Raw genomic sequence first — 24,950 nt, forward strand, 5'->3', positions numbered from 1 at the left:
TAGGTATATAAACTTAAATAAGCAAATTATCTCAGTTTTGACATTTTCATACACCATAAAATTAATATCATAATTAAAATAGGATAGTTGCATTTAGGTTTTTCTAAAGGTCAAATATTCAGTTCAAGTAGATAAGATATTTGCTAAAACATTTTAGGCAGCTTGGAAAATCATTTTTTTGTAACCCGCTCGCTTTGCCTGATTCGTATTTTATAAACTTCTCTAGGAATGCAAGATCATTTCGCGTGACAAAAAAACTCCCAATCCTTCATTTTAGCGATTCCTTATTATTAGAGTGTTTAACAAACTTCAATGCGCTGCCCATTCTGCCAACATGACGAATTGAAAGTCACCGACTCCCGTGAAGCTGCCGAGCACAATGCTATACGCCGCCGCCGTGAATGCCAAAAATGCAATAAACGCTTTACAACATTTGAAACTGTCGAGCTTGCTCTTCAAGTCCATAAACGTGATGGACGCTATGAAGATTTTCAAAAACACAAACTTCTGAATGGCATCGCCGCAGCTTGTAATCATACTACTGTCAGCCATGATAAAGTGGTTATCCTTACAGATAAGATTACCGGTGAATTGATGGACTCTCCCCAAAGAGCTATAGATACGAAAGAACTTGGGGAAATCGTTATGCGACACCTGCAGGAACTTGACCCTGTTGCATACATTCGTTTTGCCTGCGTCTACCGCCGTTTTAAAAAGATCGATCAATTAAGAAACCTTATTGAAGCTCTGCCCGCAAAAGATGGCGAAGAAGAGCCTGTTTTAATTGATAACTAAATTAATTGGTTTTATATATAATATAAATATTATCTAGAACCATTTGAGAACAATATAAGCCTGGAGGCAACAATGGCTCTAAAAAAGAGCGAAATCGCTGAATTCAAAAATAAACTTTTGCTTTTACGCGCACAGCTAACCAAAACCCTTCAAGGTTCTGCCGCTGAAGTTAAAACCCCAGATGAAGCTACCGGCTACTCGCAACACCAAGCCGACCAGGGGACAGATGACTTTGACCGCACAATCAACCTGGAATTGACCAGTAAAGAATATACTATTCTTAGGCATATTGACCGCGCACTGCAGAAAATTGATGAAAATACATACGGTATCTGCGACGTTTCCGGCGAAGAAATACCACCTGCCAGACTCTACGCAATTCCTTATGCATGCGTCACTGTAAAAGTCCAAGAGCAAATGGAAAAAGGGTTGATCTAATCGCATGGACCGACAATACCGCGTACTTTTAAACTGGGCGTTTTTCATCGCTATCGCAATCCTCTGTGTCGACGCATGGACAAAGTACGCTGTCTATTCCACGTTTCAAGAATCCCCCTTTTTCTTTGTGGAATACCCTGTCTTCAAAGATTTTTGGGGAATAGACTTCTCTATCACCTGCGTTCCTAATAAAGGCGCCGCCTGGGGCAGTTTCGCCGGCTGGCAAAACACCCTCTTGGTTGTACGCATCTCGACGGTTCTTGCCCTTATAGGCTACCTCGTCTTCTTTAATAGGGACGCATTCAAGGTCATCCCACTGACTTTCATTGCAGCCGGCGCTCTGGGCAATGTCATCGACACTTTCGTCTACGGTTTCGTGGTCGATATGTTCCTCTTTACATTCTGGGGACATGACTTTGCCGTTTTCAACGTTGCCGATGCCTTTATTACCGTAGGGGCCGTTTTACTTTGCATTAACGCCTTTTTTGAAGTGAATAAAGTTCCCCATGCAGGCAATACCTCCGATTAGCACACCCCAGCAAAAACCTGTTTTGCAAGCCTCCAAATGGACTGCTTTGCAGGTTTTGCTAGCCCCTGAAGAATTCAATAGCTTATTAGAGCATTTGACACAGCCTTCCCTCTATCTTTGTGGAAGTCTTTGGCAAAAAGATGAATTTGCTAATCACTCCGTTCTTTTCAGCCAAGCCTATAACGACTATATCGTGGCCTTAAGCCAAGGGGAGCAGCCTGATCTAGCTAAATGCAGGACTTTTTTCTCTGCTTGTCTCTCTACAGACGATGATTCCGTTTACCTCCAAGATGTACAGAAAGGGGAGTTCCTTCTCCGTCCCAACCACCCGTTGATTCAGATTCAACACCATACGATGAGCTATTCTCCTTACGATAATAAAATGCATAGCATGGTCTTCGGGAAAGAAGCTATCACGTGGGGAGTACAGCTTTCCTATCCTCAGATGTATATCGAAAGCGGTACAGGACGTGTCTGTCAAACCACAGAAGAGGATAACCCACCCAACTACAGCCTGTTTAAAACCCTCCAACGCTGGATCCGACACAATACTTTGCCTACATCCTTTCAAACAGGGGAACATACAGTGCGCAGCTCTCTACGTCTAGGTAAAGAGTGTCTGCCCTGGATAAACAATCACTGCCAGCTTAAAGCACAAAATATCCAGGTCATCTAATATGATGACTTTGGCAGAAGAGCTTCATCACATTTTCTTACAAAAGAAGCTCACACTGTCCATTGCCGAATCCTGTACCGGCGGAGCCCTTTCCCACTGTTTCACCCTGCTTCCAGGTGCTTCAAAATACTATTTGGGAAGTGTTATCACCTATTCGAATGAATCCAAAGAAATCTTGCTAGATATCCCGCACACATGGATTGCTGAAAATGGCGCAGTCAGCGAAAAAATAGCTTGTGCAATGGCGCAAAGCATACAGCGCAAATTAAAGTCAGACTATGCCTTAGCAACTACAGGTATTGCCGGGCCCACAGGCGGATCACCCGAAAAGCCTGTCGGAACAGTTTGGATTGCGATTGCTACGCCGGAAAATGTGAAAGGGATGCTCTTGAAATTAAAAGGCGGCAGGGAAGAAATTATCCATGCCGCCTGTGAAGAAGTTCTACACGCTTTGAGAGACGCGATTCGCTAAAGAACTGTAAATTCCATAAATGGTATTTACTCCGGAAATCACGCCGTTCGCAACTGTGTTGTACACGTCGTGTTTTAGCATGATGCAGTGAAGTTTATCTGTCCCTGCTTCAAAATAAGTATTGTCTGCGATTTGATTAATTGGCTTGTAAAACTTAATTACTACAGCATCTGTAGGTGTAGGAAAGGTACCTCTTTCCACTATAGCTTTTGCTTCAGACATTCTAGGCTTAAAACCAACTGCTTTTTCAACAAATGAATTAACCTCATTCGCGGCTTCTTGAAGACGTTGGGTTATCCAACTAGCATCGCTATGGCGTGTAGGAGGTACTGAAGTTGAACCAATGTTTGCAGCAATCTCGCTGAGATCATGACCTGCCATTAGACAAAGAGCTCCGAGGGCCACAAAACCTAAACCGCCGGAAAGTGTGGAAGAGAACAAAGCGGCTTTGAATGCAAATGCTGAACCAACAAATGCAAGTCCCCCTACAGTTTGTAGGGCAGTACGTGCGGCTGCAAATTGAAAGGATAGAGACTTAATACCATCCATTCCTCTTGAAAGTCCCTTATAAACCCCCTTTAGATTTTTAGGGAAATGTGAGTAACTTTCTTTAACATCTTCTATAAATGTATTTATAGGACCCATTATTTTTCTCCTCGAAAAACAGTTAATAATACAATATTTTAAAATATTAATATTAATTTTGTGTTAAGAAATGTAAAATTATGTTTAAAGGCGTTTGATAATTCTAGTAATGATAGTTATTGCGTTTTAATTTAAATATATTACTTGTAGCTGTATAAGTTGTTTTATAGATAAATGTATATTATTAGATTTAATATAATCGTTAATGTATTGTAATAGTTCGTGATTAAATTCATAGTTAAAATATTGTTTTTAGAAAGAGTGTAACAAGAAATTGAAAGCTCTTTTCATAGCTTTGATTTGGATAAAATGCGGAATGTTTTATGTGAGCACAGAAATAAAGTAGCTATAGCTGTATTTTCGGTAGGAACATATGCAAGCCAACAAATGATTGCGCCCCTTTTTAGCGCAACAATAGAACAATACCCAACTGCATCCCTAGGTCTTCAGATAACATTACCCCTCTGTGCAGGCATAGCCGGATGGTGGTATGCGAGCGCCAAAATTCCCTATTTGACAGTATCTGAGTCAGCTTTGATCCTACAAGCCAATAGAGAAATCGAAGCGGGCGAGCTTTTCTTAGCCCTTTGTATGGGATAATGCAGTCCTTCGAAGGACTGCAATAATTTGAAGATAGATTCCATATAATGCAAGAAAAAGATGTCCAACTGCAAGGACAAGTCACCGTACTCCTATACTAGGACAAGGTTATTCTCTACACTATTGTGGAGATTCAGGGGATTTGCCTTTTACGTCATAGTTATGGTCAGCAATGAAATTTCCTAAAAAGCCGTTGTAAGCGTTGCTGTGTAAACAGTATAGGTGAATGCTGAACACCAGTCTTCCAATATAGGAGCAAGGAGCATACCAAGAGTCTTGTTCAAAATAATCATTCACAAGAGAAACCATGCGCATATCTTTTAGAGAAACCGTAATAAGATGCTCATCACGTTTATACGCGAGGGCTTTAGCTTGATCAGTAAGAGCTCTATTACGCATCTCATTTGTTCTATTTTGCTTTATGCCGTGATCATCTAAGTAAAATATGCATCCAAGCATGCCGCCTCCTAAAGCCGGCCGACCTTCTTTTTCAGGAATATCTCCAAAATAGATAGGCCTTTTGTCGTTGTTACTATTGGCATCGCCTTTTTTATATCCGATCTCACCTAAATCATGACCTGCAAGGAGGCCTAAAGAACTGAGAGCGACATAGCCTAAGGCACCCGGAATGCTGACCGCATTGAAAAAGGCGGCTTTGAAGGCAAATACTGAACCTGCAAAAGCTAGTGCACCTAAGGTTTTGAATGAAGCACCAACAAAGGAAGCAAAGCCTTTTTTCGATTCTTTGATACCTGCGATTCCACCCAGTTGCCACTCTGAATAAACTTTTCCCATTTGTGTAAGTACACTAGAATAAGTGAAATTAATATCATTAATAAAGCTAGCCATATATAAATCTCGGTTTAATTTTAAAAATTAAACATTTTATATCATTATTAAAGTGTTATTGTAAATTAAATTTTCACTTCTTTTAAAAGGATTGCAGTGTTATGATTTTCTTTATTTTATTATTGTAAAACTTCACAAGGAAACTCTCTGTGTCTTACCAGTTAATCGATAGCGGCAATGGACAGAAACTAGAGCAATTCGGGCCCTTTATCATCGCCCGTCCTGCCGCACAAGCCGTATGGCTTCCTCAGCAGAAAGAAGATGTATGGAAAAAAGCGCACGCAAATTTCACACGCGACGGCAGCAACCGTTGGATCTCCGCGCTCCCTCTTCCTCCTCTTTGGACTGTTGAAGTAGAAAATATCGCCTTCAAAATTTCCCCCACAGACTTTGGCCACCTAGGTATCTTTCCTGAACAGCAAATGTTCTGGCGTTGGATGACGGACATCCTACAAAATGCGCCTTCTAAACCGTCGCTACTTAACCTTTTTGCCTATTCAGGCGGTGTCACCCTCGCTGCTGCTAAAGCAGGTGCGGAGGTTTGCCATCTCGACGCTTCCAAACCTATGGTTGCCTGGGCCCGCGAAAATGCTGCCCTGAATAATCTTGATAATGCTCCTATCCGTTGGATCGTGGACGACGTCAGCAAGTTTCTCGCAAGGGAACAACGCCGAAGTAAAAAATATGACGCTATCGTCCTCGACCCGCCCTCTTTTGGCCGTGGTCCTAACGGAGAAGTATTCAAAATAGAAGAGCAAATCATTCCGTTACTCACCCAATGCCGCGCGCTTCTAAGCGAGAAACCCCTCTTCATAGCCCTTTCTTGCCATACCCCGGGATTCACCCCTTACATCATCAAGAAATTGATGGAGCAAGCGATGCATGGCCTTAAGGGTACTGTAGAATCTGGAGAACTTCTTCTTGAAACGCAACAAAAGGGATCTTACCCCCTCCCTAGCGGTACTTACGCTTGGTGGTGCCATGGATAACGATCTCACTATTACCAGCAACCAAAATCCACGTGTTAAAGGCGTTGTAAAATTACGCAACCGTTCCGAACGCGATGAGAAAAATCTTTTCCTCATCGAAGGCTATCGCGAACTCCTGCGGGCTGTGGATAGCCAATGGGGGATATCCACCCTGTATTACTGTCCTGAACTTTTCCTTGGTACTAACGAGCCCACCCTCATAGACACAATCCGAAAGAAAGGAACTGCAATATTCCGTTGCAGTAAAGAAGTCTTCACAAAAATGGCCTACCGCGACCGTCCTGACGGCCTCCTTGCTGAAGCCCCCCAACGCCACCCCACGCTAAGCTCACTTTCCAAGCACGCTTCACCACTCTATCTGATCGCAGAAGCAATAGAAAAGCCCGGCAACCTCGGCACTATTTTACGCAGTGCGGATGCCGTAGGTGCCACTGCCGTCATCGTCTGCGATCGCTGCACTGACATATATAACCCCAATGTTGTCCGCGCCAGCGTCGGTACTCTTTTTACTATCCCTGTGATCGAAACGACGAGCGCCGAAGCTATTGCTTGGCTGAGGGAAAATAAGATCGCTATCCTAGCTGCAACACCCAGCGCTAATACACTCTTCACCCACGCTGATATGAAGCAACCCCTCGCTATCGCCGTCGGCACCGAGCAGCTCGGACTCTCGCCATTATGGATGCAGCAAGCTGACCTGCAAGTCGCTATCCCCATGTGCGGCGTGGCTGACTCCCTCAATGTCGCTACGGCAACGACGCTGCTCCTCTACGAAGCCTTAAGACAAAGAGGCGCGTGATGATCATCCTCTATCAAGACAACCACGTACTAGCCGCAGTAAAACCAGCAGGAATACCCACACAAGGAGAAAATAATAGTTTTGAAGCCCTTGTTAAAGCTCATTCCCAAAAGACATTCCTCTATCCAGTACACCGCCTTGATACGCCGGTAAGCGGAATAGTTCTTTTTGCTACCTCTAGTAAAGCCCTCAGCCGTCTTAATGAGTCCCTTCGTAACAATCTTTTCACTAAAACATACCTGGCCCTAGTCCAAGGTAAACCTACACCACACAGTAACACCCTAACCCACTCCCTGTTCCACGACGAATTCCAACATAAAGCCATCCTCTCCAAACATCCCAAAGCTAAGCAATGTCAGCTATGCTATGAAACTATCACCTCCTACCACAACTCCTCCCTACTAAAAATTAACCTTATCACAGGCCGCTACCACCAAATTCGTGCTCAACTCAGCGCTATAAACCATCCTGTACTCGGCGATGCCAAATACAACTCCCACCAACCCTTTCCCCAAGGCATTGCTCTCCACCACTCTTCGCTCTCCTTCCCGCACCCCACCCTCAAAAATATCATCACCCTCTCAGCTCCACTCCCCGACTACTTCAAGGGGGCTTCACCCCCTTGACCCCCACCAAAGTACAAAGCCCTTTGGAATCCGCAAGTTATATCGCTACATTGTAACTAATCTAATTAAAATAATTATTTTTTAATTGAAAGACAGAGCTATCTCTCTAATTAAGCTCACTACAATTAGATTAAACAATTGTATTTAAATCGTTTAATTTAATTGCCACGTGAATTCTGCTTTTACTACACAATCAACCAAGCCCCACACACGTTTAGTTCCCGGAGGGAGGAACGCGGTTTCCAAAGGGCTTTGCCCTTTGGTGGGGGTTCAGGGGGCGAAGCCCCCTGAGAGCGAGCATTTCGGTGTCGCCGCGGCTGTCGCCGTAGGCGTAGATTTGGGAGGGGTTGTAGTTTTGTGAGGAGATGAGGAGGAGGAGTTGTCGTGCTTTTTCGGGTCCCCAGCAGTTGGGGTGGGCGAGTTTACCGGTGATGAGTCCGGAGGGAGAGGTTTCTAGTTGGGAGCATATGACGTGGTGGAAGTTGTGTTTTTTTGCCCAGGGGACGAGGTAGATGTCGATATTGGCGCTGACGAGGACGCAGATGTGTCCTTGATTTTGGTGCCAGCGTAGAGTTTCCATCATTTCGGGGTTGAGGATGTTGTCGAGTATGGAGTCGGAGAAGGATTGTCCGGTGGCTTCTAGAGAGGAGCGGGGAGTGTTTTTGTAGAGGCAGGAGAGTATGGCTTCTTTAGCTTCTTGTCGTGAGGCGAGGCCTAGGGCAGATTTCAGGAGAGTGGGAAGGGTGCGTATCAGTTTTATGGGGAAGCCGTGAGTGAATTTAATAAATTGAATAAGGCTTTCTTTGTGGGTGAGTGTGCCGTCGAAGTCGAAGGCGGCGATAGGTGTTGTATTCATTGAGTTCTCCTGAGAGCGGGGCATTTCCATTCCCTCTAAGTCATTAATTCGTTAGTATGCAAATAAAGTATATATTAGAGGCTTTATTATGCTAGGGACAATAGTATCGGTAGCGGTAGCAGTGTATCTGTCATTTCATCCTATCGAAGTGGCGAGTGGAAGTGTCAATGCCTTTGCGGCAGTTATTGCGTTAGTGGGCTTGATTATGGGTTTGGCGTTGCCATTCTTGAGTGCGATGATTTGGCGTCCCTTGCAGAAAGCTGAGTTAACGGCTACGCCGAGGGTAACAGAGCTGTTCCACAACGATAATATACTCAGCTATATTCGCTATTGGAGTTTGCTGTTGCCTTTGTTGATGTTTGTGTTAGCAATTGATTTATCTATTACGCATTTCATTCCTGTCTCTGCGTTGCTAGCGATAGCTGTAGTATTACTGGGAATATCCTTAGATGCCATCCAGGTGGCAACAGCGCGTATGAGCAATTACTTAAGCCCTGCGCATACTTTAGATTACTTCAATGCTGCAGCCAAAAAAGGCATTAAAGAAGAAAAGTATGGCGAGGTTTGCGCCTGGATTGATGCTATCTCCGAAGTAGGCGTCCAAGCAGCACGCAATGGCCGTCTTTCCCTTTCTATGCAAGTCCTCGACGATATCCATGATATTCTACGCAACTTCCTGCAGGCTAGTAAAAGCATTAGTCATCACCTTCCTAACGTTTCTGAAGGAAAAAAGGACTCGGGTGTCGATACCGTTTCCTACGTCCTGCTTTTTGCCTTTCAACGTTTGGAAATGATCAACAACAAAGCTGCCGAGATGAAGTTGGAACCGATATGCTCCCATGTCGTGAATATCCTAGGAAAAATAGCTCTTGATGCCGCCCAATACGACATCACCACAGCACAATATCCTTTACTATACCTAGGACGTGCCACACGCATAGCGTCAGAGCATAATATCCCCGATATTTCATTCAAATCTTCTATCGCACTGACGGAGCTAGCTAAAATGCTGCCTCAAAAAGTCGATACCACCTACCTCGAAATCGCTCCCTTCTATACCGTCCTCCTCTCGCAACTCGATCAAAATGCTAAAAATATCTTCAAAAATGACAAATCTATCTCCTTCGATGTCCTCCTTCAACCCTTCAACGACATTAAAAATCTCTTCGCCAACTCCTCACACCAAGACGCACCCGCCATCACTAATATGACCGACAACATCCTCGAACAATTCAAAACCCTCGAAGATGTCCTCACCTCCATGGCCCCCATCGCTCCACCCTCCACCCCCATCGATGACGAAGGTCTAAGCTCCAAAATTGTCGACGACCTAGAAAACCGCCTCAAGGGGGCTTCGCCCCCTTGACATATAGTTGGAAAACATAATTACCAACAAGGGAAGAGTATCTTTGAGCATCCAGATCCAGAAAGTTTAATTACAAAATTTGCTGGTAAAGGTAGGCCTATAAACAAAGAGATTCCTGGTAATCCCAACCATAGAGAATTAATTGACTTTGGTGAACATATAGGTATATGGAAAGATAAAGAGAGTACTCTTTCTTTACCCACAGCAAAAGGTCACATTCATTATTCAAAAAAAGGTGCGCATATTATTCCAGCACATCCCGAATCTACTTTTGGTAATTTATGAATATAACAATATCTGCAATAAGATGTGCTTTACAAGTAGCTCTTTTAGGGAGTATTACTCCAAATTTAAGAGCGATAAATACTAATTTGAAAGAAAATACTGTTGAGCTTTATTTTTATTATGAAACCCCTCCTTCTGAAGAAGAGGAGGAGTTATCAGAAATAGTAGTAACGGAAATTTATGCTGATTTTATAGATATTTCCATAAATATTCATAGAATTGTTTTATCATTATCAGACAAAATCCCAGAAATTGGATTAAGAATATTTCATCGCAAAGAATGATGGATAACAACTCCCTTTTTAATGTATCTTCCGCATCTTTTATTTTCTTGATCTCTTCAACTGTAAAAAATGCTTAATGGCCATCATTATCTATAATTTTTTGTTCCTGGCTTCCAAAAACAAAAGTACGGAAGTTTAAGCCAGACAAATTTAATAACATTCGTCTAAAAATCTGTTCCTCAGACATCTCTAATGAGATGTAAGCTAAACAAGCGTCTAGTACTTCTATAGCCTGTCTAGTACCCACATCTTTTTCAAATTGAATAATTCCCAAATTCTTCTATTGTATCGATCATTTTCTTGGAGACGCTTCCACCCTCCCAAGGCACCCTCCAAGCATTGCTATAGCTTTGACAACTTCATTCTAATGGAAGGTGGTGAGTTTGGGGTGTCGGGCAGCTTGGACTTCGTTGAGGCGGGAGACAGGTTGAAGTAGGGGGGCGTTTTTGAGGAGTTCGGGGTTTTGAGTGCATTCGGTGTGGATGGCGAGGACGGCGGAGAGGAAGGAGTCTAGAGTGTTTTTTGATTCGCTTTCGGTGGGTTCGATGAGTAGGCATTCCTTGATGATGAGAGGGAAGTAGATGGTGGGGGCGTGGAAGTTGTAGTCGAGCAGGCGTTTTGCGATGTCGAGGGCTTTGATGTTTGGAAATTTGTCAGCTTGAAGGACGAATTCGTGCATGCAGAAATGCTGGGGGTAGGGGTCGGTGAAGAGGTTGCCCAGAAGTTTCTTTAGGTAGTTGGCATTGAGGACGGCGTTTTCGGCGATGCGTCTTAGGCCATAGCGGCCGTGGAGAATAGAGTATAGGTAGGCGCGGAGGTATATGGCGAAGTTACCGAAGAAAGAGGCGATGCGTCCGATGGATAGGGGAGAGGAGGGGACGGGGAGAAATGAGTCGTTAGATTTATGGATAAGGGGGAGAGGGAGGAAAGGGGAGAGTTTCTCGTTGCATAGGACAGGGCCTGAACCGGGCCCGCCGCCGCCGTGGGGGGTGGAGAAAGTTTTATGGAGGTTGAGGTGCATAACATCGAAGCCCATTTGTCCTGGGCGGGCGATTTCGAGGATAGCGTTTAAGTTGGCGCCGTCGTAGTAGAGGAGGCCGCCGGCGGAGTGAACGATATTAGCTATTTCGAGAATTTTGGAGCTGAAAAGTCCGAGAGTATTAGGGTTAGTGAGCATTAGACCGGCGGTTTTCGGTCCTGCTAGGGAGCGGAGCTGTTCCAGGTCGATATCGCCGTCGGGGGTGGTATGTAGGACGATGATTTTGTATCCTACCATGGCGGCAGTGGCCGGGTTGGTGCCGTGTGCGTTATCGGGGACGAGCATTTCGTTGCGTCCGGAATCATTATTATGGGCGTGGAAGGCAGCGATCATTTTGATGCCGGTGAGTTCGCCTTGGGCACCTGCGTTAGGGGAGAGGGATCCAGTGTGCATACCCGTAATTTGGCACAGCAGCTGCAGTAGATGATAAATGACGTAGAGGTTGCCTTGGACAGTGTCGCTGGGTGCTAAGGGATGGGAGCGTTGAAAAGAGGGCAGGGAGGCGCACCATTCGTTGACGCGGGGGTTAAGCTTCATTGTGCAGCTGCCGAGAGGGTAGAAGTTGGTGTCGATGCCCATATTTCTGCGCGCGAGCTGGCTGAAGTGGCGTGTAAGATCAATTTCGGATATTTCGGGGAGTGGGGGAGGTGTTTCGCGGAGGAGGTTGTGCGGTGGGTGGTAGTTTGTCCAGGCCGAATCTTCTTTGGGAAGGCTGTAGGAGCGTTGGCCTTTTTGAGATTTTTCAAAAGCGGTTAGCATTGGGAAGCAACCTCCACGTAGCGGTCGAGTTGAGATTTTGATTTCATTTCCGTGGCACAGAGGAGGAGGGAGTTTTCCATAGAAGGGAACCACTCTTTCAGAGGGAATCCGGCGATGATGCCTGCTTGTCGGAAATGTTTAAGGACAGTGTCGATGGGTTTGGATGATGTGATGACAAACTCATTGAAAGAGCTGTCATTGTTGATGACAGTGAAGTGAGGTAGTTTAGCGAGGGAATGGCGCAGGTAGGCAGCGCGTTGGTAGTTGGTGAGGGCAAGCTTAGGAAGGCCTGTCTTACCGTACCAAAGGATGGCGACGAGGCTGGCGAGGGCTGCGAGGGCTTGGTTTGTACAGACATTGGAAGTCGCTTTTTCGCGGCGGATATGTTGTTCACGGGCTTGGAGGGTTAGGACGAAGCCGCGGCGTCCTTCGGTGTCGACTGTTTCGCCGACGATCCGCCCGGGAAGTTGCCGGAGGAGCTCTTGCGTGCAGGTTATGTAGCCGACGTAGGGACCGCCGAAATTGAGTGGGAGGCCGAGAGGCTGGCAGTCGCCAACGGCGATATCGGCTTTGGCATGTGAGGGGGAGTGGAAAATTCCATAGGCGAGAGGATTGCCGCATTGGACGGCAAGGCTATCATTGGCGTGGGCTTTTTCGAACAGAAGGGGAGTATTTTCGATGCAGCCGAAGACATTGGGAGATTGGATGATGACAGCGGCGGTTTTGTCATCTAGTAGGGATTCGTATTGAGATTCGTCGATGGTGAGGGAGTCATTGAAAGGGATTTCTATGATTTCGGAAGCGGCGAATTCTGCATATTGGCGGATGACATCTTTGTAAGAGGGGTGTAGGGAAGCACTGATAAGCAGTTTTCTTTTGGGGGTTTGGACCCTTAAAGCCATGAGAGCAGCTTCTGCGCAGGCCGAGGCTCCATCGTATAAAGAAGCGTTTCCGGCGTACATACCCGTGAGTGCGCAGATCACAGATTGGAATTCGAAGATGACTTGAAGCATGCCTTGAGAAACTTCAGGTTGGTAGGGAGTGTATGCAGTGAGGAATTCCGATTTAGCACAGATGGCCCCAACAATAGCGGGGACATGGTGTTCATAGGCGCCGCCACCGAGATAGCTATCAAAAGCCGGGTAGGTGTTCATTGCGGCGATAGCTTCCATCTTTTGCATACCTTCGCTTTCTGAGAGGCCGTCATCAAGCGCAATTGAACTCTGCAGAATAGCGGAGGGGATAGATTTGAAGAGTTCATCGATGGAGCTGACACCGATGATGCGCAGCATTTCTTTTTGTTGGTGGGAGCTGTTGGAGATAAAATCCATCTGTGCGGGAGTCCTTTACAACGTTGGAATTAGTCAGTCCTTACGAAATGCGTGCTTGGTATGCATCTTGGTCGAGGAGGGAATCTAATTCATTAGGGGCAGACAAGTCTATTTTATATAGCCAGCCTGAGCCTTCGGCATCGGAGTTTACAAGGCTGGAGTTATCTTTAAGTTGGTCATTCACTTCAGTTACAGTCCCTGAGACGGGGCTATATACGTCGGCAGCGGCTTTAGTTGATTCTAGAACGCAAATTTGCTCGCCTGCTTTGACAAGGCGTCCCACTTTAGGCAGCTCAATATAGACAATATCGCCGAGTTCTTTTTGGGCGTAGTCAGTGATGCCTACGATGGCATAATCTTGGGGTTTAGTTTCGATCCATTCATGTGAGGGGGTATATTTCATTGGGAAGGTCCTTTGTAGAAAGGGAGTTGTACAACAGTGGCGCGGCAGGGTTTATCCCTAATATTAACTTCGATTTTATCCCCTGCTTGAAGCACATGATGTACCATAACGATAGCAATGCTTTTTTTCAATGTAGGAGAGAAAGTTCCGGAAGTGACCTCGCCGATTTGGTTTCCTTGCATTACTACAGGGCACCCAGCCCGGGCAATCCCCGGCTCATCCAGGATGATTCCATATTGATGTCTACCGGAGGATTCTTTTAAAAGAGCTTGTTTGCCGATGAAATTTTCTTTAGTGAGTTTAACCGCCCAGGCAGAGACAGTTTCTGTGGGTTGGGTGGTGTCGCTGAGTTCATGTCCAAAGAGGGCGTAACCTTTTTCGAGGCGGAGGGTATCTCTTGCGCCTAAGCCCACAGGTACTACACCTTCTTGTATGAAGAGGTCCCATATTTCTTTCAGCTGTGAAAAAGGGACGAAAATTTCTATTCCCTTCTCACCGGTATAACCTGTGCGGGAGATGAGGAGTCCAGCAGTTTTTATGGAGGTCATGGGAGCTAATGAGGCAGTTTCGGGAAATAATTTGGAAGCGATGGTCAATGAAGAAGGGCCTTGGATAGCTAAGATGCCCTCATTTGTGTAGGGAGAGTTGATAGCGACATTAAAATCTTTCGCTGAAACTTGAAGGTGTGAAAGTACCCTTTCTCTGTTAGATGCATTTGAAACGACAGAACAGTTTTGCGGGGAGTGGCGTAAAATAATGACGTCATCGATGGCAGTGCCATCTTCGCGGCAGAGAACGGTGTAGATGGCTTGCCCATCTTTCTTATGTGCAATAGTGTTGGTCGACACAAAGTCGCAGAAAAGCTCAGCGTCAGGACCCATGACCGAGATGCGTCCCATATGAGATACGTCAAAGATACCCGCGTGTTCGCGTACAGCTTTATGTTCCTCAAGGATGCTTTGATATTGGATGGGCATTTCCCAGCCCGAGAAGTCGATGATCTTAGCGCCTAAAGCAGCGTGGATAGGATATAATGGAGTTTGCATTGTCATATTCTCCGCGCGTGCTTCAATAAATTACTGCACAGTCTGTATATATATATTCCAGCTAAGTCTTATCAGATAAGCTACCTTATGCTATAGTTTATTAAAATTCACGTGAAACAAGAGAAATTTTTAGGATGCCTAATCAGAAATTATTGGAGATCATTCCAAACGAATATGCGCATAGCCATTATGAGGTTACCCTCGTCTGTGACGAGTTTACCTGCTTATGCCCTTACACTTCCAAGCCTGAATTTGCGACATTGACTATCACTTATACGCCTTGTGAGAAATTGATCGAGATGATTTCGCTAAAGAACTATTTAGCGTCATTCAGCAACGCTAAGTTTTTCCAGGAATTCGCTATCAACAAGATTTGCGACGACTTAGGCAAAGCACTTCAACCCAAAAGCTTAACTGTCAAAGGTGAGTTCTCTGCCCGCGGGGGGATGCGTCTGATTCCTATTTCCTATTGGAATGCCGGCTGTACTTCCTAATACAAAATTGGGCTTAAAATTTTCTCTATCATTGAAGTTTGCTTTACTACATCCACCGAGAGTTCAACTTAATCACCGATTTTAGTGGATATGTTGGGTTTACCACTTGAGGGGAAAGCTAAAGATTTGTTAGCATCCCTGACAGCAAATCTGGAGTTTTCCTATCATGCTCGAATTTTTTCGCAAATACCAACGGTCTTTCTTTCTGATCATCACTTTTTTTGTTGTGATCTCTTTTTCCTTTTTCGGAACGTTCAACGCAATATCTACGATGCGTCCGCTGAATACACCTACTTTTGATGCTGTAGACGGCACACAGATCACACGTGCGGATGTGGATGATATGGCACTTTTCCTGTCGACTGACATGGAAGATAAAGTCCTCTTTGGAGGAATGTGGGGCCCTAACTTCCTCAATGATGGAGTGATATCCAAGGATTTCCTCGATACGGGGTTAGCAGCAATTATTGCAGAAAAATTTGCGGGCGTGCTTAGCCCTGAATTAGAGGCTAAACTTGAAAAAGAAAAGCGATTTAAAGGGTACAAACATCCCAGCGCACCTTTTTTAAGCTCCCTTGCAGTATGGAATTATTTCGCTCCGGAAATCAATACGCAGCTATTTGAACTTCAGCAGCAATCCAGCGCAGTGACACCTGAAGCATTACGCAGCAGGATCAACCTTTACCTTGCTCAAAAAAAGTTTTCTGAGCCAATGCTTAAGCAGATGCTGTTATACCAACAACAGCAATATAACTGGATAAAACCTGATGATTCGATTGTTCAATCAGATTTGACTCTCTTTGGCTACCATAACCTCTCCGATTGGTTTGGCCCCCGCTTTATTCATTTATTGGCTGAATTCATTTACAATAGCTCTGCTCAAGCGCGCGAACTGGGTTATGAAGTTTCACGTGAAGAGGCTTTGGCCGATCTGATAAAAAATACTTCGACCAGTTTCCAACAGCTACAAAACAATCCCCGCTTAGGTGTTTCTACAACCGGAGATTATTTTAGACAGCAGCTGCAAAGAATGAATTTAGACCAGGGCCGTGCTGTCCACCTTTGGCAGCAAGTGATGCTTTTCCGCCGCTTATATAATAACACGGGCAGCCTTGCGCTGGTCAACAGATTCGCTTTCGAGCGCTTTGGTGAGTTTGCAGGTGAAGGTGTGGTCGGTGTAGGGTATGCATTACCTAAAGCATTGCAAATTAAAGACTTTCATGATCTTCAAGCTCTTGAAATGTACCTTAAATCTATTTCAAAGAAAGGTAGCGACCCTCTAGAACTTCCCAAAACTTTCTTCAGTGTAGATGAAATCATCAACCGTAATCCAGAGTTAGCTCAAAAACGCTATATCTTAGAAATTGCATCGGTAGATAAAAAAACACTTCAAGGCAAAGTTTCCATTAAAGAAATGTGGGATTGGGAAACTTCTCCTGCCGGCTGGAATAAAATCGTAAAAGAGTTTCCGGAGCTTGGAAAAGCCCAAGTCACAAAGCCAGAAGATAAGCGCAACGCAATTGATGCTTTAGAACCTGCTTTGCGTGCAAAAGTAGACTTCTATGCACGCAAAGAGATTGTGGATATGCATAATGACTGGCTGACAGATGCCCTAGCAAAAGCCCCTGTAAAGAAACAGGAAGTTGCTATCAGCTACCGTGGCAATGCCGCACCTTTTACTAATTTGAAGGATAATGCACAACTTATTGAGCTATTAGATAACGCACCGGTCGGCAAGGGATCTTTTAGCGATAAAGCTGATTCTATGTCGGCTCATGCTTCTTTGAAACGCTTTACTACAGACGAGACTCATTATTATAGTATCAACGTTGTCGAGAAACCAAAAACAGCAGAAATAATACCTTTTGCAGCTGCGAAAGAACGTGGATTGCTTGATCCGCTTATCGATGCCTCTCTCAAGGGATATTATTTGACTATTCGCGACAAAAACCCGCAAAAATTCAAACGTCCTGATGGCAGTTGGAAGCAATTTGAAGAAGTACGTAATGAAATTGCCGATGATTATTTTGCAATCATCTTAAAAAACATACGTGATGATGCTGTCGCAAGCGGCTTGATGCCCAAAGATGCCCCTCCGCTCACGAGCGATAGAGCTGCTTCATTGCGCCTCTACAAATATATGCGTACTCTGCGTAACAAAGCTGCTACAGATGCAACCTCCCTCAATGCAATGGTCAATGAAGCCATCACAGAGGGAGAAGGTTCAGAAATCACGTGGAAACCTTTACCAAACATTCAAGACCAATGGAAATTAGTAGCAGAGCCTTTCAAAGAGAATAGATCTTCTACCCATGCCAACATAGATCTGAATCAAGCCTTCAGCTTAACACTCAATGATTGGTCTAAAGTGTCAACGCCTGTGAACGGAGACCTAGCTTTTTTCCAAGTCACCAATAAGGGGCTCGGAGATGCGAGCGATCCACTCTTTGATAAAACTATTGAAGCACATCGTCTCCTTGGCCACGAAGCAATGCAGAAGCTAGCTTCCGCTTCTGTTGATCATATGTTAGAGAAAAAAGCGATATCAATAGAGTTCCTTGGATCACCCGGGAATGGGGCCTCCGAAATGGGGCTTCCTGAGACCCTTCCGGAATAAGGAACACAGTGCATGGATGAAGAGACGCCCCTAATACTGACACCCGTAAACTTCTTTCAGTTTGCATTTGAACTGCATAAGATAGATTTACAGCCGCTGGCATCTTTAGGGAAGCGTCTCTCTCATCCGAAGTATCGTCTCCCGGATTTATCCGGCTTATGTGCAGAAGAAGCTTTTGCAGAAATATATATGGGATGGGCTGAACAGGGTCTTGCAATCCATGTACTCTGCAATGAGACATTTAATAGAGTATCCTATCCAGATGTGACACGCGGCGATAGCTTAGAGCTTTTCTTAGATACACGTGACGTAAAAACCAGTGGTTATAATACACGCTACTGCCACCATTTTTATTGTTTGCCTGAAAGCATCGAAGGACACCAAGCAGGTGAGATTACGCACTTCCGTACAGAGGATGCGCATGAATGGTGCAATCATGAAGATTTGGAAGTTAAGGCAAGCAAGCATAGCGGCTCTTATTCATTGACTTTGATTATACCTTCACATTGCATGACAGGCTACGATCCGGAGAATTTTAATCGGATAGGCATTTCCTATCGAGTTAACCGTACAGTTGGACCCCAGCAGCATTTTAGTGCAGTAAGCGAAGAATTCCAAATCGAACAGCAGCCCTCTCTATGGGCAAGCTTCAAGTTGATTCCTTAATATTAGGTAACACTTATACCTTATCGATGCCCTAAGTATTGTTTATACACATATGTCCAGCGCTGGAAGGACTGGCAATATCTCATTAAGTCAACAATGTATATAAAACGGAAATTGGCCTGAAGGTCAAAAAGAAAGAGCGTTGTATAGTTTACACTATACAACGCTTTGGGAATAGACTGCTTATTTTGCAGGAGCAACAGGTGCAGCCGGAGCCTTAGGAGTAGTGCTGTTGTTAGGTGCCGGTAAAACCTGTGGTGGAATTACTGGAGCAGGTGCAGGAGTTGGAACCAATGTGCCATATAATTCAAAGGCTTTTCCTAGAAACTCTGGCAGTTTCAGTGTGCCCACTTTCCAGTGATCTTGATCATTATATACAAATGTTACGCGCAGATCTGTCGTGTCTTTAGCCGGATCATCGGAAATCTCATTCAGGAATGTTAGAGTTTTCTTGATAGCTTCAGGACTTAAGGATGCAACGCTGTTGTCTTTAGAGATGGAATACTTGTTATAAACCTGTACGACTTTATTGTAGAAATCTGTAAGGTTCTCTACGAGCTGCTTATAACGTGTGATTTTTAGTAAGCCATTGACATTAGGATCAGAGAAGTTGTTCTTAAAATCACCTTTAGTCGTAATAGACAGTGCATAAGGAGGGAAAATATAGTCGAAAGCACTTAAGTCAAATTTACCGAATTCAACGACATTATTTTGCATGTCGGCAGAACCAATGAAATCGACCTTGTTAGTAATTTTCCCAAATTCATGTAGAGCAGGAATAAGTTTGATGATGTCCTCTCTAGCATTCATTAGCTGTTCTTGTTCTTTTGGATTATCTCCGACAAAAGTTTTTGCGAACTCAGGACTTTTGAGAAGCACAGATAAAGCTCTACGGATAGCTTGATCATACTTTTCTGTATAAGTACTCTCAGCAAAGCCTTTAAAAGTTAATGTCCACAAAGTATTGTCTTGCAATAGGGATAATACGAAGTTTTGCAGGGTGCTGGTGTAGATTTCAGAGTTGAAACTGAACTTATCTAATTTGAAGCAAGCTTCAGCTTTTCTAGGTTGGAATGGATTGGAACTAAGGTCTTCCCATTTTCCTGGTTCAGGATAGCATACAGAACCTTCCAATTCTACTTGCGTTTTACCCATGTCTGTGGGGTTATAATAAAAAGTGCTAAGCACTTCAACGGAATCAGGAGTTTTGACTTGCAGATCTTTAGTATATAAAGAGTAAGTGATGTCTTGCTGTCCTTCTTTATAGTCCCTTCTGTTGACTTTTATGTCTAATGGACCCGAAGTGATTTGCAGAGGTGTTTTTTCATTGATCTCAGTGTTAAAAGACATCTCCTCAAGGTTGGACTTGAAAGATAGGAAGCTGAGGTTCATGTCTTGGGTAGTATTTTTTTCTTGTAGGAGGACATTTTTCAGAATGTCGAAATGGGAGGAGTTTCCATCTTCCAGCGCTAATGCTGTTTTTCCTTTGACCACTAATGTATGTGGGAGTCCTGTTTGAGAAAGCATTTCAGACTGAATTGTCGTTGTGCCGTTGCTTGTGATCAGCCTTTCTTTCTGCCATAAAGGAATGGAAAGGGTCAGGGAGCCGTCGACTTTTACTTCGAAATTTTCTTTGCTGTCTTGCTGATGTTTCTTTACCTTCACATTTTCAAGACGTAAATTGATGTGGCTAGGAAAGCCTTCTTTCGAGAGGGAGTCATATGTCACGGTCTCGATATTATTCTCTTTCTGCCATTCTGCAACGCTTTCTTTAAAAGCTGTTTCGGCTTTGTTTGCTAAAACATACCAATATGCGCTATATCCTGCCGCAGCTGCTAGGAGGATCAAACCTAATGAGTTAATAATTTTTTTCATATTTTGACCTTTATGGGATGATATTAGCACTATAGTACAGAAGCGATATCTTTTTCTAGAAATTAGGAATAGAAATGGAAACGGTCGAGACCGTTTCCATATTGTGCATATCTAATCAAATTCCACAGCTTGGAAATGAATAAAGTTAGTGCCCGCGTCGGCTTCAATCGTGACCGAACCTGCACCTCTACCAGAGATGAAAGGTTCAGACAAACCGCTACCACCATTTTGTAATGTTGATACCACTACCGGTGCTTGTAGTGTGGTAAAATTAATTAGGTACCTAAGTGGTGTGGCATTGGTCTGCGTAAATATATAGCCGGGGCCCGATCCATTGAGATCATCTTTATCGATGATTCCTTCCACAATGGACACTGTAGTGGTTCCTGCAGGGATAATCAATACCGTTGGACCCGTAGAGCCTTGTGGACCCTGAGGCCCTGCAATGCCTTGCGGTCCCACTGGACCTTGAGCTCCCGGAAGTCCGGGAGTGCCCGCAAGACCCGGACTTCCGGGATTGCCTCCAGCACCTGGAACGCCTTGTACACCTTGGTTGCCTACCGTACCATCTATTCCAGGGTCACCAGTAGGGCCTGGAGGACCTGGAGGGCCTGAAGCCCCTAATGTGCCTGTTGTGCCTGGAACACCTGTCGGTCCTGGAGGGCCGACGCCGCCCGGAGCCCCTGCCGGTCCGGGAAGACCGTCAACACCATCTGTGCCTGGGGGGCCTATGACGCCCGGTATACCTTGAACGCCTTGGGTGCCTTGAGGTCCGGTAAGACCGGCTGCACCGGGATCACCGTCTGGACCTTGTAAGCCTGGAGGGCCCATCACACCATTGAGTCCTGGGGGACCTGCTTGGCCTGGAAAACCTGGAGGACCTGGAGGACCTTGTACGCCGGGAGCCCCTGAATAATAACTTCCGCTATATCCACTCCCCGAAGAATACCCGCTGCTAGAGCGTGTATCAAATAAGGGGGGATCTCCTGCTGCTGCCAGAAGGAGATCCGTATCAATAGCTATCTCGGCATTCAAGTTGCCGCTAAGGGCAATGAAAGGAATGCCTAGGAGCCATAGCTTTCGTAATGAGTATTTCAACATTTTTAATACCTTTAGCACTTAGTTGGCTTCAATAGCTATGAAGTCAAGCGAGTTAACGTTATCAGAGAACTCCACCTCGACTAAGCCCACTGAATTGGACAAGATAAACGGTGTGTTACCTACGTTGCTTCCGTTCTCATAAGAGAGGGTTACTGCAGGTAGGCTTAAAGTATTAAAAGCAATTTGATATCTTCTTGGAGTAGTATTAGTACGCGTAAAGGTATAACCCGGTCCGCTACCATTTATATCTCCTGCATCGATAATGCCTGCGACAATAGAGATGGTTGTGGCTCCAGCTGGAACAACTAAGTTGTTAGGGCCGGGATTGCCTTGCGGTCCGGCAGGTCCTGCGGGTCCTTGCGGTCCGGCAGGTCCTTGTACACCGACAGGGCCGTTGGCACCGTTGGCACCGTTAGCGCCAGGGGCTCCAGTTGGACCTACAGCTCCTGGAGGACCTTGAGGGCCGGGAACGCCTGTAGCTCCATTGGCTCCTGGTGCGCCGGGTGCGCCTGCTGGGCCAGGGGCTCCTGCAGCGCCGTCGATGCCGTCAGCGCCTGGGGGGCCCGCGGCTCCTGGAGCTCCGGCTGTTCCTGTTGCGCCTGGCATGCCTGGTTGTCCGTTTTGACCGTTAGGTCCTTGGGGTCCTGCAGGGCCTTGCAGACCTTGAGCACCGGGAGCTCCTGCTGCACCGGGCGCGCCTGGTGTGCCGGGGTTACCTTGTACGCCAGGAGGGCCTTGAGGACCAACTTGACCCGCAGGGCCTGGAGGACCTAGTGCTCCTGGAGGGCCTGGAGGTCCTGCAGGACCTGGAGGACCCGGAGGGCAGTTGTAACTTGAAGAGGAAGATCCAGAGTTATAAGAAGAATAGAAACTAGTATCTTCTGTTATGAAATCTGAATCGTCAGCGTAGATCTGAGCTGAGCTAGTAAGGGCAGTGGCAATAAGAAAAATAGTAAGCCACCGGGGAGAGAGTAAATTCATTGCGTCACCTTGTAAAAGCTGCATATATTGCTTTGGGCGGAGCTAACAGGCCATTCGCTTAAATGGATTGTAAGCACGCTCTTGTAGGAATACAAACAGTCGGCTTATGTCTGTGGCTGAACTTAATCTTTTTTTTAATTAGATGCAAGAAGATGGAATATTTTTTGCTGTAACAAGGCCGCCGGAGGATTTCCTCCGGCGGAACATATTTAAAAAGAGACTGATAGGATACCGCTGATGGTAATGGTTTTTACGGAATTTGCTCCGACAAAACCTACCTCAGAAGACTTCTTCTGTAAGAGGAACAGATGAGGTTCTATAACATTGATCTCAGTCATAGATTCCATTTCTGTTTCTTGCAGATCGTCTATTGCAACGGTTGCATGGTTAAAGCTCACACTATACTCCATCTATCCGTAGATAGTTGGAAGAACCCTAAGCCTCTAGGGCTTGTCTAATGTAGAAAGCCCAAGAGTGACTCTTGGTCCTTCAAGTTCTAGCGTTCAGAGTTTTTGCTCTGAACGTTCAAGTTCAAATTAATAATCTTCGTTAATCATCTCAAAGTGCGTGGTTTCGAGCTGCTAATGACTAAAGCCACCTCCTTCTCTGCTCTGTCGTTCCACTAGTATTAAGATGGGTAAAGTAAAATGTTTACCTTACCTAGTTTTAGCATGTAACAATTTATAGCAAAAAATGCAAACAGTCAATTAATTTTTAGCTTGATAAGGAAGGATAAAGATAGAAATGCAAAGAAAAAGAATATTATCCTGTGTCTCTATTTCTTGAGAAAATGGAGACACAGGACGCATAGAGGAGATAGTAACTAATGGGAAGTAGTTAATATCAAATTTAGTTTTGTGAACTAATGAATTGCATTAAAGTTACATTTCCCATTGTAAATAAAGGAGATATAGCTTGAAAAGCAGGTTCATGCAAAGAATTTTTAAGACGCGACCATGCTTGACGGGCAATTTCTACATCCCCTAGGGATTTCTCTAGAAGTGCAGTCTGAAAAGAACTGAAAGCATACAATCCGCTGGTAGGAGAAGAGGCCTGAGTGATGGCATTGCCTTTTTCGATTGCTTTTTGTGTATTACCTTCAGAAAGGGCGATGGTTTGTTCAGCAAATTCTTTGTAAAGGTTAACGGAGGGATCAAAGTCCAACTTCAAAAAATTATTCGCGAAAGGAAGGGCTTGTTCTTTTTGTCCGGCGGCCAAGAGCAGCTGAGCAATGTCGCCATCATATTTTTGATGGAGTACAGGATATTTATCCATTAGGGCGCTGAGCTTGCTTAACTCTGACAGAGCTTCGTTCGCGGTATTAGGGCTGGAAATGGCTTTTTTAAACACCGTATATTGGTTAGAAGCTATGATATAATCATTTTGTGTGGCGCCGCTTCCCAGCTGTGACCACAGCAAGAGTAAAAGTAGAGCGAAGGCTATGCCGCCTCCAATGAGATACTTTTTGTACTCGGCGAGCCATTCGCCTAAATAAAAATCATCGTGATGTTGTTTCATAGCTTCCCTTGCATTTTGCTGGGATGATTGTTACCATTTGTTTCCTTTGTTGTAAAGACCATGAGTTTATTTTGATTGAAAAAGACATTTGTACATCTATCCGTATGGTTAGGCTGGCTGATATCAAAGCCAATCCCCACCAGCCTCGCAAACAGTTCTGCGCGGAGGAGCTCAAAGATTTAGCTGCCTCCATAAAGCAAGTAGGCATTATTCATCCCCCTGCCGTGCAAAAAGATATGGAAGGGGATGGGTATATCCTGATAGCAGGCGAAAGAAGGGTGCGCGCTTCAGAACTGGCAGGGCTGGATATGATTCCTGTCGTAGTGCATACCGGAGATGCCGTTTATTCTGCCCAGGCAGCACTGATAGAGAATATCCAAAGAGTCGACTTGAATCCCATGGAAGTAGCTAAAGCTATCAAAGAGCTGATGGAATTGCATGGGCATAGCCAAGACGAGCTGGCACAGATTTTAGGCAAAAAGAGGTCCACAGTTGCTAACTATTTGCGCCTTTTGGGCCTTCCACGCAATATTCAGCAGGCTACATCATCCGGAAGCATCACAATGGGACATGCAAAGGCTATTTTAGCTTTGGAAATAGAAGAACAGCAGCAGCTGCTGCTCGAGATAATTCTGCGTGACGGACTTTCCGTGAGACAAGCGGAGCAGGCAGCTCAACGCTTGGCCGAAAAAGATAAAAAGAAGCAGTTGGTTTTCCGGCCGCGCGATTTCTATTTAGAACATTTGGCGCGCCAGCTCGAAGAAAAATTGGGAACTAAAGTCATAGTGCAAGGAGCCGGCAAGAAAGGCAAGATCACCATCGACTATTATTCACTAGATGATATCGACAGATTGCTCGCGTTATTGGGAATGAATGAATAGCCCTCCGATTTATTAGTAATAAAGAAATAA

28 protein-coding genes are annotated in these 24,950 nt (G+C 45.0%); 15 read left to right on the forward strand and 13 right to left on the reverse strand.

Annotated elements, in window-relative coordinates; translation table 11 throughout:
- Positions 1 to 312: 312 nt before the first annotated feature.
- The 5 genes from nrdR (at position 313) to WC222_04290 (ending at position 2,910) form a co-directional block, all read left to right on the forward strand.
- On the forward strand, positions 313 to 795 hold the full coding sequence (nrdR, locus tag WC222_04270; GenBank protein ID MFA6915589.1) for a transcriptional regulator NrdR: 483 nt from the start codon (positions 313 to 315) through the stop codon (positions 793 to 795).
- Between the two features lie 72 nt (positions 796 to 867).
- Positions 868 to 1,233, forward strand: a complete 366-nt coding sequence (locus WC222_04275; GenBank protein ID MFA6915590.1) for a TraR/DksA family transcriptional regulator — start codon at positions 868 to 870, stop codon at positions 1,231 to 1,233.
- 4 nt (positions 1,234 to 1,237) lie between these two features.
- Positions 1,238 to 1,762, forward strand: a complete 525-nt coding sequence (gene lspA, locus WC222_04280) for a signal peptidase II (GenBank protein MFA6915591.1) — start codon at positions 1,238 to 1,240, stop codon at positions 1,760 to 1,762.
- A complete protein-coding gene (locus tag WC222_04285; GenBank protein ID MFA6915592.1) occupies positions 1,740 to 2,438 on the forward strand; it encodes a hypothetical protein in 699 nt (232 codons plus the stop codon). The genes lspA and WC222_04285 overlap by 23 nt, the downstream gene beginning before the upstream one ends.
- Position 2,439: 1 nt before the next feature.
- Positions 2,440 to 2,910, forward strand: coding sequence for a CinA family protein (locus WC222_04290; GenBank protein MFA6915593.1), 471 nt, complete (start codon positions 2,440 to 2,442; stop codon positions 2,908 to 2,910).
- On the opposite strand, the gene WC222_04295 is transcribed toward WC222_04290, so the two are convergent.
- Positions 2,881 to 3,555, reverse strand: coding sequence for a hypothetical protein (locus WC222_04295; GenBank protein ID MFA6915594.1), 675 nt, complete (start codon positions 3,553 to 3,555; stop codon positions 2,881 to 2,883). The two genes, WC222_04290 and WC222_04295, sit on opposite strands and share 30 nt — an antisense overlap.
- A 309-nt stretch (positions 3,556 to 3,864) precedes the next feature.
- Between WC222_04295 and WC222_04300 the strand changes: the two genes are divergently transcribed.
- Positions 3,865 to 4,155 (forward strand): hypothetical protein, encoded by a 291-nt coding sequence (locus WC222_04300; protein MFA6915595.1) that lies wholly within the window; start codon positions 3,865 to 3,867, stop codon positions 4,153 to 4,155.
- 120 nt (positions 4,156 to 4,275) lie between these two features.
- Here WC222_04300 and WC222_04305 read toward each other — a convergent pair whose 3' ends face one another.
- On the reverse strand, positions 4,276 to 5,004 hold the full coding sequence (locus WC222_04305) for a hypothetical protein (GenBank protein ID MFA6915596.1): 729 nt from the start codon (positions 5,002 to 5,004) through the stop codon (positions 4,276 to 4,278).
- Between the two features lie 149 nt (positions 5,005 to 5,153).
- Between WC222_04305 and WC222_04310 the strand changes: the two genes are divergently transcribed.
- Genes WC222_04310 through WC222_04320 form a run of 3 tightly spaced genes read left to right on the forward strand, consistent with a single transcriptional unit; the run spans position 5,154 to position 7,418 of the window.
- On the forward strand, positions 5,154 to 5,993 hold the full coding sequence (locus WC222_04310) for a class I SAM-dependent methyltransferase (GenBank protein ID MFA6915597.1): 840 nt from the start codon (positions 5,154 to 5,156) through the stop codon (positions 5,991 to 5,993).
- Positions 5,986 to 6,792 (forward strand): RNA methyltransferase, encoded by an 807-nt coding sequence (locus tag WC222_04315; protein ID MFA6915598.1) that lies wholly within the window; start codon positions 5,986 to 5,988, stop codon positions 6,790 to 6,792. The genes WC222_04310 and WC222_04315 overlap by 8 nt, the downstream gene beginning before the upstream one ends.
- On the forward strand, positions 6,792 to 7,418 hold the full coding sequence (locus tag WC222_04320) for a pseudouridine synthase (GenBank protein MFA6915599.1): 627 nt from the start codon (positions 6,792 to 6,794) through the stop codon (positions 7,416 to 7,418). Before WC222_04315 ends, WC222_04320 begins: the two co-directional genes overlap by 1 nt.
- A gap of 214 nt (positions 7,419 to 7,632) precedes the next feature.
- On the opposite strand, the gene WC222_04325 is transcribed toward WC222_04320, so the two are convergent.
- Complete coding sequence (locus WC222_04325) at positions 7,633 to 8,274, reverse strand: HAD family hydrolase (protein MFA6915600.1); 642 nt, start codon at positions 8,272 to 8,274, stop codon at positions 7,633 to 7,635.
- An 88-nt stretch (positions 8,275 to 8,362) separates the two neighbouring features.
- Here WC222_04325 and WC222_04330 point away from each other — a divergent pair, with 88 nt between their 5' ends.
- On the forward strand, positions 8,363 to 9,640 hold the full coding sequence (locus WC222_04330; GenBank protein MFA6915601.1) for a hypothetical protein: 1,278 nt from the start codon (positions 8,363 to 8,365) through the stop codon (positions 9,638 to 9,640).
- A 281-nt stretch (positions 9,641 to 9,921) separates the two neighbouring features.
- The gene (locus tag WC222_04335; protein MFA6915602.1) at positions 9,922 to 10,209 is read left to right on the forward strand and encodes a hypothetical protein; all 288 of its coding nucleotides are present in this window, start codon (positions 9,922 to 9,924) and stop codon (positions 10,207 to 10,209) included.
- Between the two features lie 73 nt (positions 10,210 to 10,282).
- On the opposite strand, the gene WC222_04340 is transcribed toward WC222_04335, so the two are convergent.
- The 5 genes from WC222_04340 to gcvT all read right to left on the reverse strand — a co-directional run bounded on the left by WC222_04340 (position 10,283) and on the right by gcvT (position 14,787).
- A complete protein-coding gene (locus WC222_04340; protein ID MFA6915603.1) occupies positions 10,283 to 10,483 on the reverse strand; it encodes a hypothetical protein in 201 nt (66 codons plus the stop codon).
- A gap of 90 nt (positions 10,484 to 10,573) precedes the next feature.
- Positions 10,574 to 12,007, reverse strand: a complete 1,434-nt coding sequence (gene gcvPB, locus WC222_04345; GenBank protein ID MFA6915604.1) for an aminomethyl-transferring glycine dehydrogenase subunit GcvPB — start codon at positions 12,005 to 12,007, stop codon at positions 10,574 to 10,576.
- Positions 12,001 to 13,338 carry an aminomethyl-transferring glycine dehydrogenase subunit GcvPA gene (gene gcvPA, locus WC222_04350; protein MFA6915605.1) on the reverse strand — a complete coding sequence of 446 codons (1,338 nt, stop codon included), beginning with the start codon at positions 13,336 to 13,338 and terminating at the stop codon, positions 12,001 to 12,003. The genes gcvPB and gcvPA overlap by 7 nt, the downstream gene beginning before the upstream one ends.
- A gap of 40 nt (positions 13,339 to 13,378) precedes the next feature.
- Positions 13,379 to 13,741, reverse strand: coding sequence for a glycine cleavage system protein GcvH (gene gcvH / locus WC222_04355; GenBank protein MFA6915606.1), 363 nt, complete (start codon positions 13,739 to 13,741; stop codon positions 13,379 to 13,381).
- Positions 13,738 to 14,787 (reverse strand): glycine cleavage system aminomethyltransferase GcvT, encoded by a 1,050-nt coding sequence (gene gcvT, locus WC222_04360; protein MFA6915607.1) that lies wholly within the window; start codon positions 14,785 to 14,787, stop codon positions 13,738 to 13,740. Before gcvT ends, gcvH begins: the two co-directional genes overlap by 4 nt.
- Before the next feature lie 134 nt (positions 14,788 to 14,921).
- Here gcvT and queF point away from each other — a divergent pair, with 134 nt between their 5' ends.
- The 3 genes from queF (at position 14,922) to WC222_04375 (ending at position 18,564) form a co-directional block, all read left to right on the forward strand.
- Positions 14,922 to 15,281, forward strand: a complete 360-nt coding sequence (gene queF, locus WC222_04365; protein ID MFA6915608.1) for a preQ(1) synthase — start codon at positions 14,922 to 14,924, stop codon at positions 15,279 to 15,281.
- A gap of 166 nt (positions 15,282 to 15,447) precedes the next feature.
- A complete protein-coding gene (locus tag WC222_04370; GenBank protein ID MFA6915609.1) occupies positions 15,448 to 17,898 on the forward strand; it encodes a hypothetical protein in 2,451 nt (816 codons plus the stop codon).
- A gap of 12 nt (positions 17,899 to 17,910) precedes the next feature.
- On the forward strand, positions 17,911 to 18,564 hold the full coding sequence (locus tag WC222_04375) for a hypothetical protein (protein ID MFA6915610.1): 654 nt from the start codon (positions 17,911 to 17,913) through the stop codon (positions 18,562 to 18,564).
- A 183-nt stretch (positions 18,565 to 18,747) separates the two neighbouring features.
- On the opposite strand, the gene WC222_04380 is transcribed toward WC222_04375, so the two are convergent.
- The 5 genes from WC222_04380 to WC222_04400 form a co-directional block, all read right to left on the reverse strand.
- Entirely contained in the window at positions 18,748 to 20,439 is a 1,692-nt protein-coding gene (locus WC222_04380) for a hypothetical protein (protein MFA6915611.1), read from the reverse strand.
- 111 nt (positions 20,440 to 20,550) lie between these two features.
- On the reverse strand, positions 20,551 to 21,540 hold the full coding sequence (locus WC222_04385) for a hypothetical protein (GenBank protein ID MFA6915612.1): 990 nt from the start codon (positions 21,538 to 21,540) through the stop codon (positions 20,551 to 20,553).
- Between the two features lie 18 nt (positions 21,541 to 21,558).
- Positions 21,559 to 22,521 (reverse strand): hypothetical protein, encoded by a 963-nt coding sequence (locus tag WC222_04390; GenBank protein ID MFA6915613.1) that lies wholly within the window; start codon positions 22,519 to 22,521, stop codon positions 21,559 to 21,561.
- Between the two features lie 209 nt (positions 22,522 to 22,730).
- On the reverse strand, positions 22,731 to 22,919 hold the full coding sequence (locus WC222_04395) for a hypothetical protein (GenBank protein MFA6915614.1): 189 nt from the start codon (positions 22,917 to 22,919) through the stop codon (positions 22,731 to 22,733).
- A 451-nt stretch (positions 22,920 to 23,370) separates the two neighbouring features.
- Positions 23,371 to 24,039, reverse strand: a complete 669-nt coding sequence (locus WC222_04400; GenBank protein MFA6915615.1) for a hypothetical protein — start codon at positions 24,037 to 24,039, stop codon at positions 23,371 to 23,373.
- A 71-nt stretch (positions 24,040 to 24,110) separates the two neighbouring features.
- Here WC222_04400 and WC222_04405 point away from each other — a divergent pair, with 71 nt between their 5' ends.
- Positions 24,111 to 24,920, forward strand: a complete 810-nt coding sequence (locus WC222_04405) for a ParB/RepB/Spo0J family partition protein (GenBank protein ID MFA6915616.1) — start codon at positions 24,111 to 24,113, stop codon at positions 24,918 to 24,920.
- Positions 24,921 to 24,950: the final 30 nt, after the last annotated feature.

Source organism: Parachlamydiales bacterium (assembly GCA_041671045.1).
GTDB lineage: Bacteria > Chlamydiota > Chlamydiia > Chlamydiales > JABDDJ01 > JABDDJ01.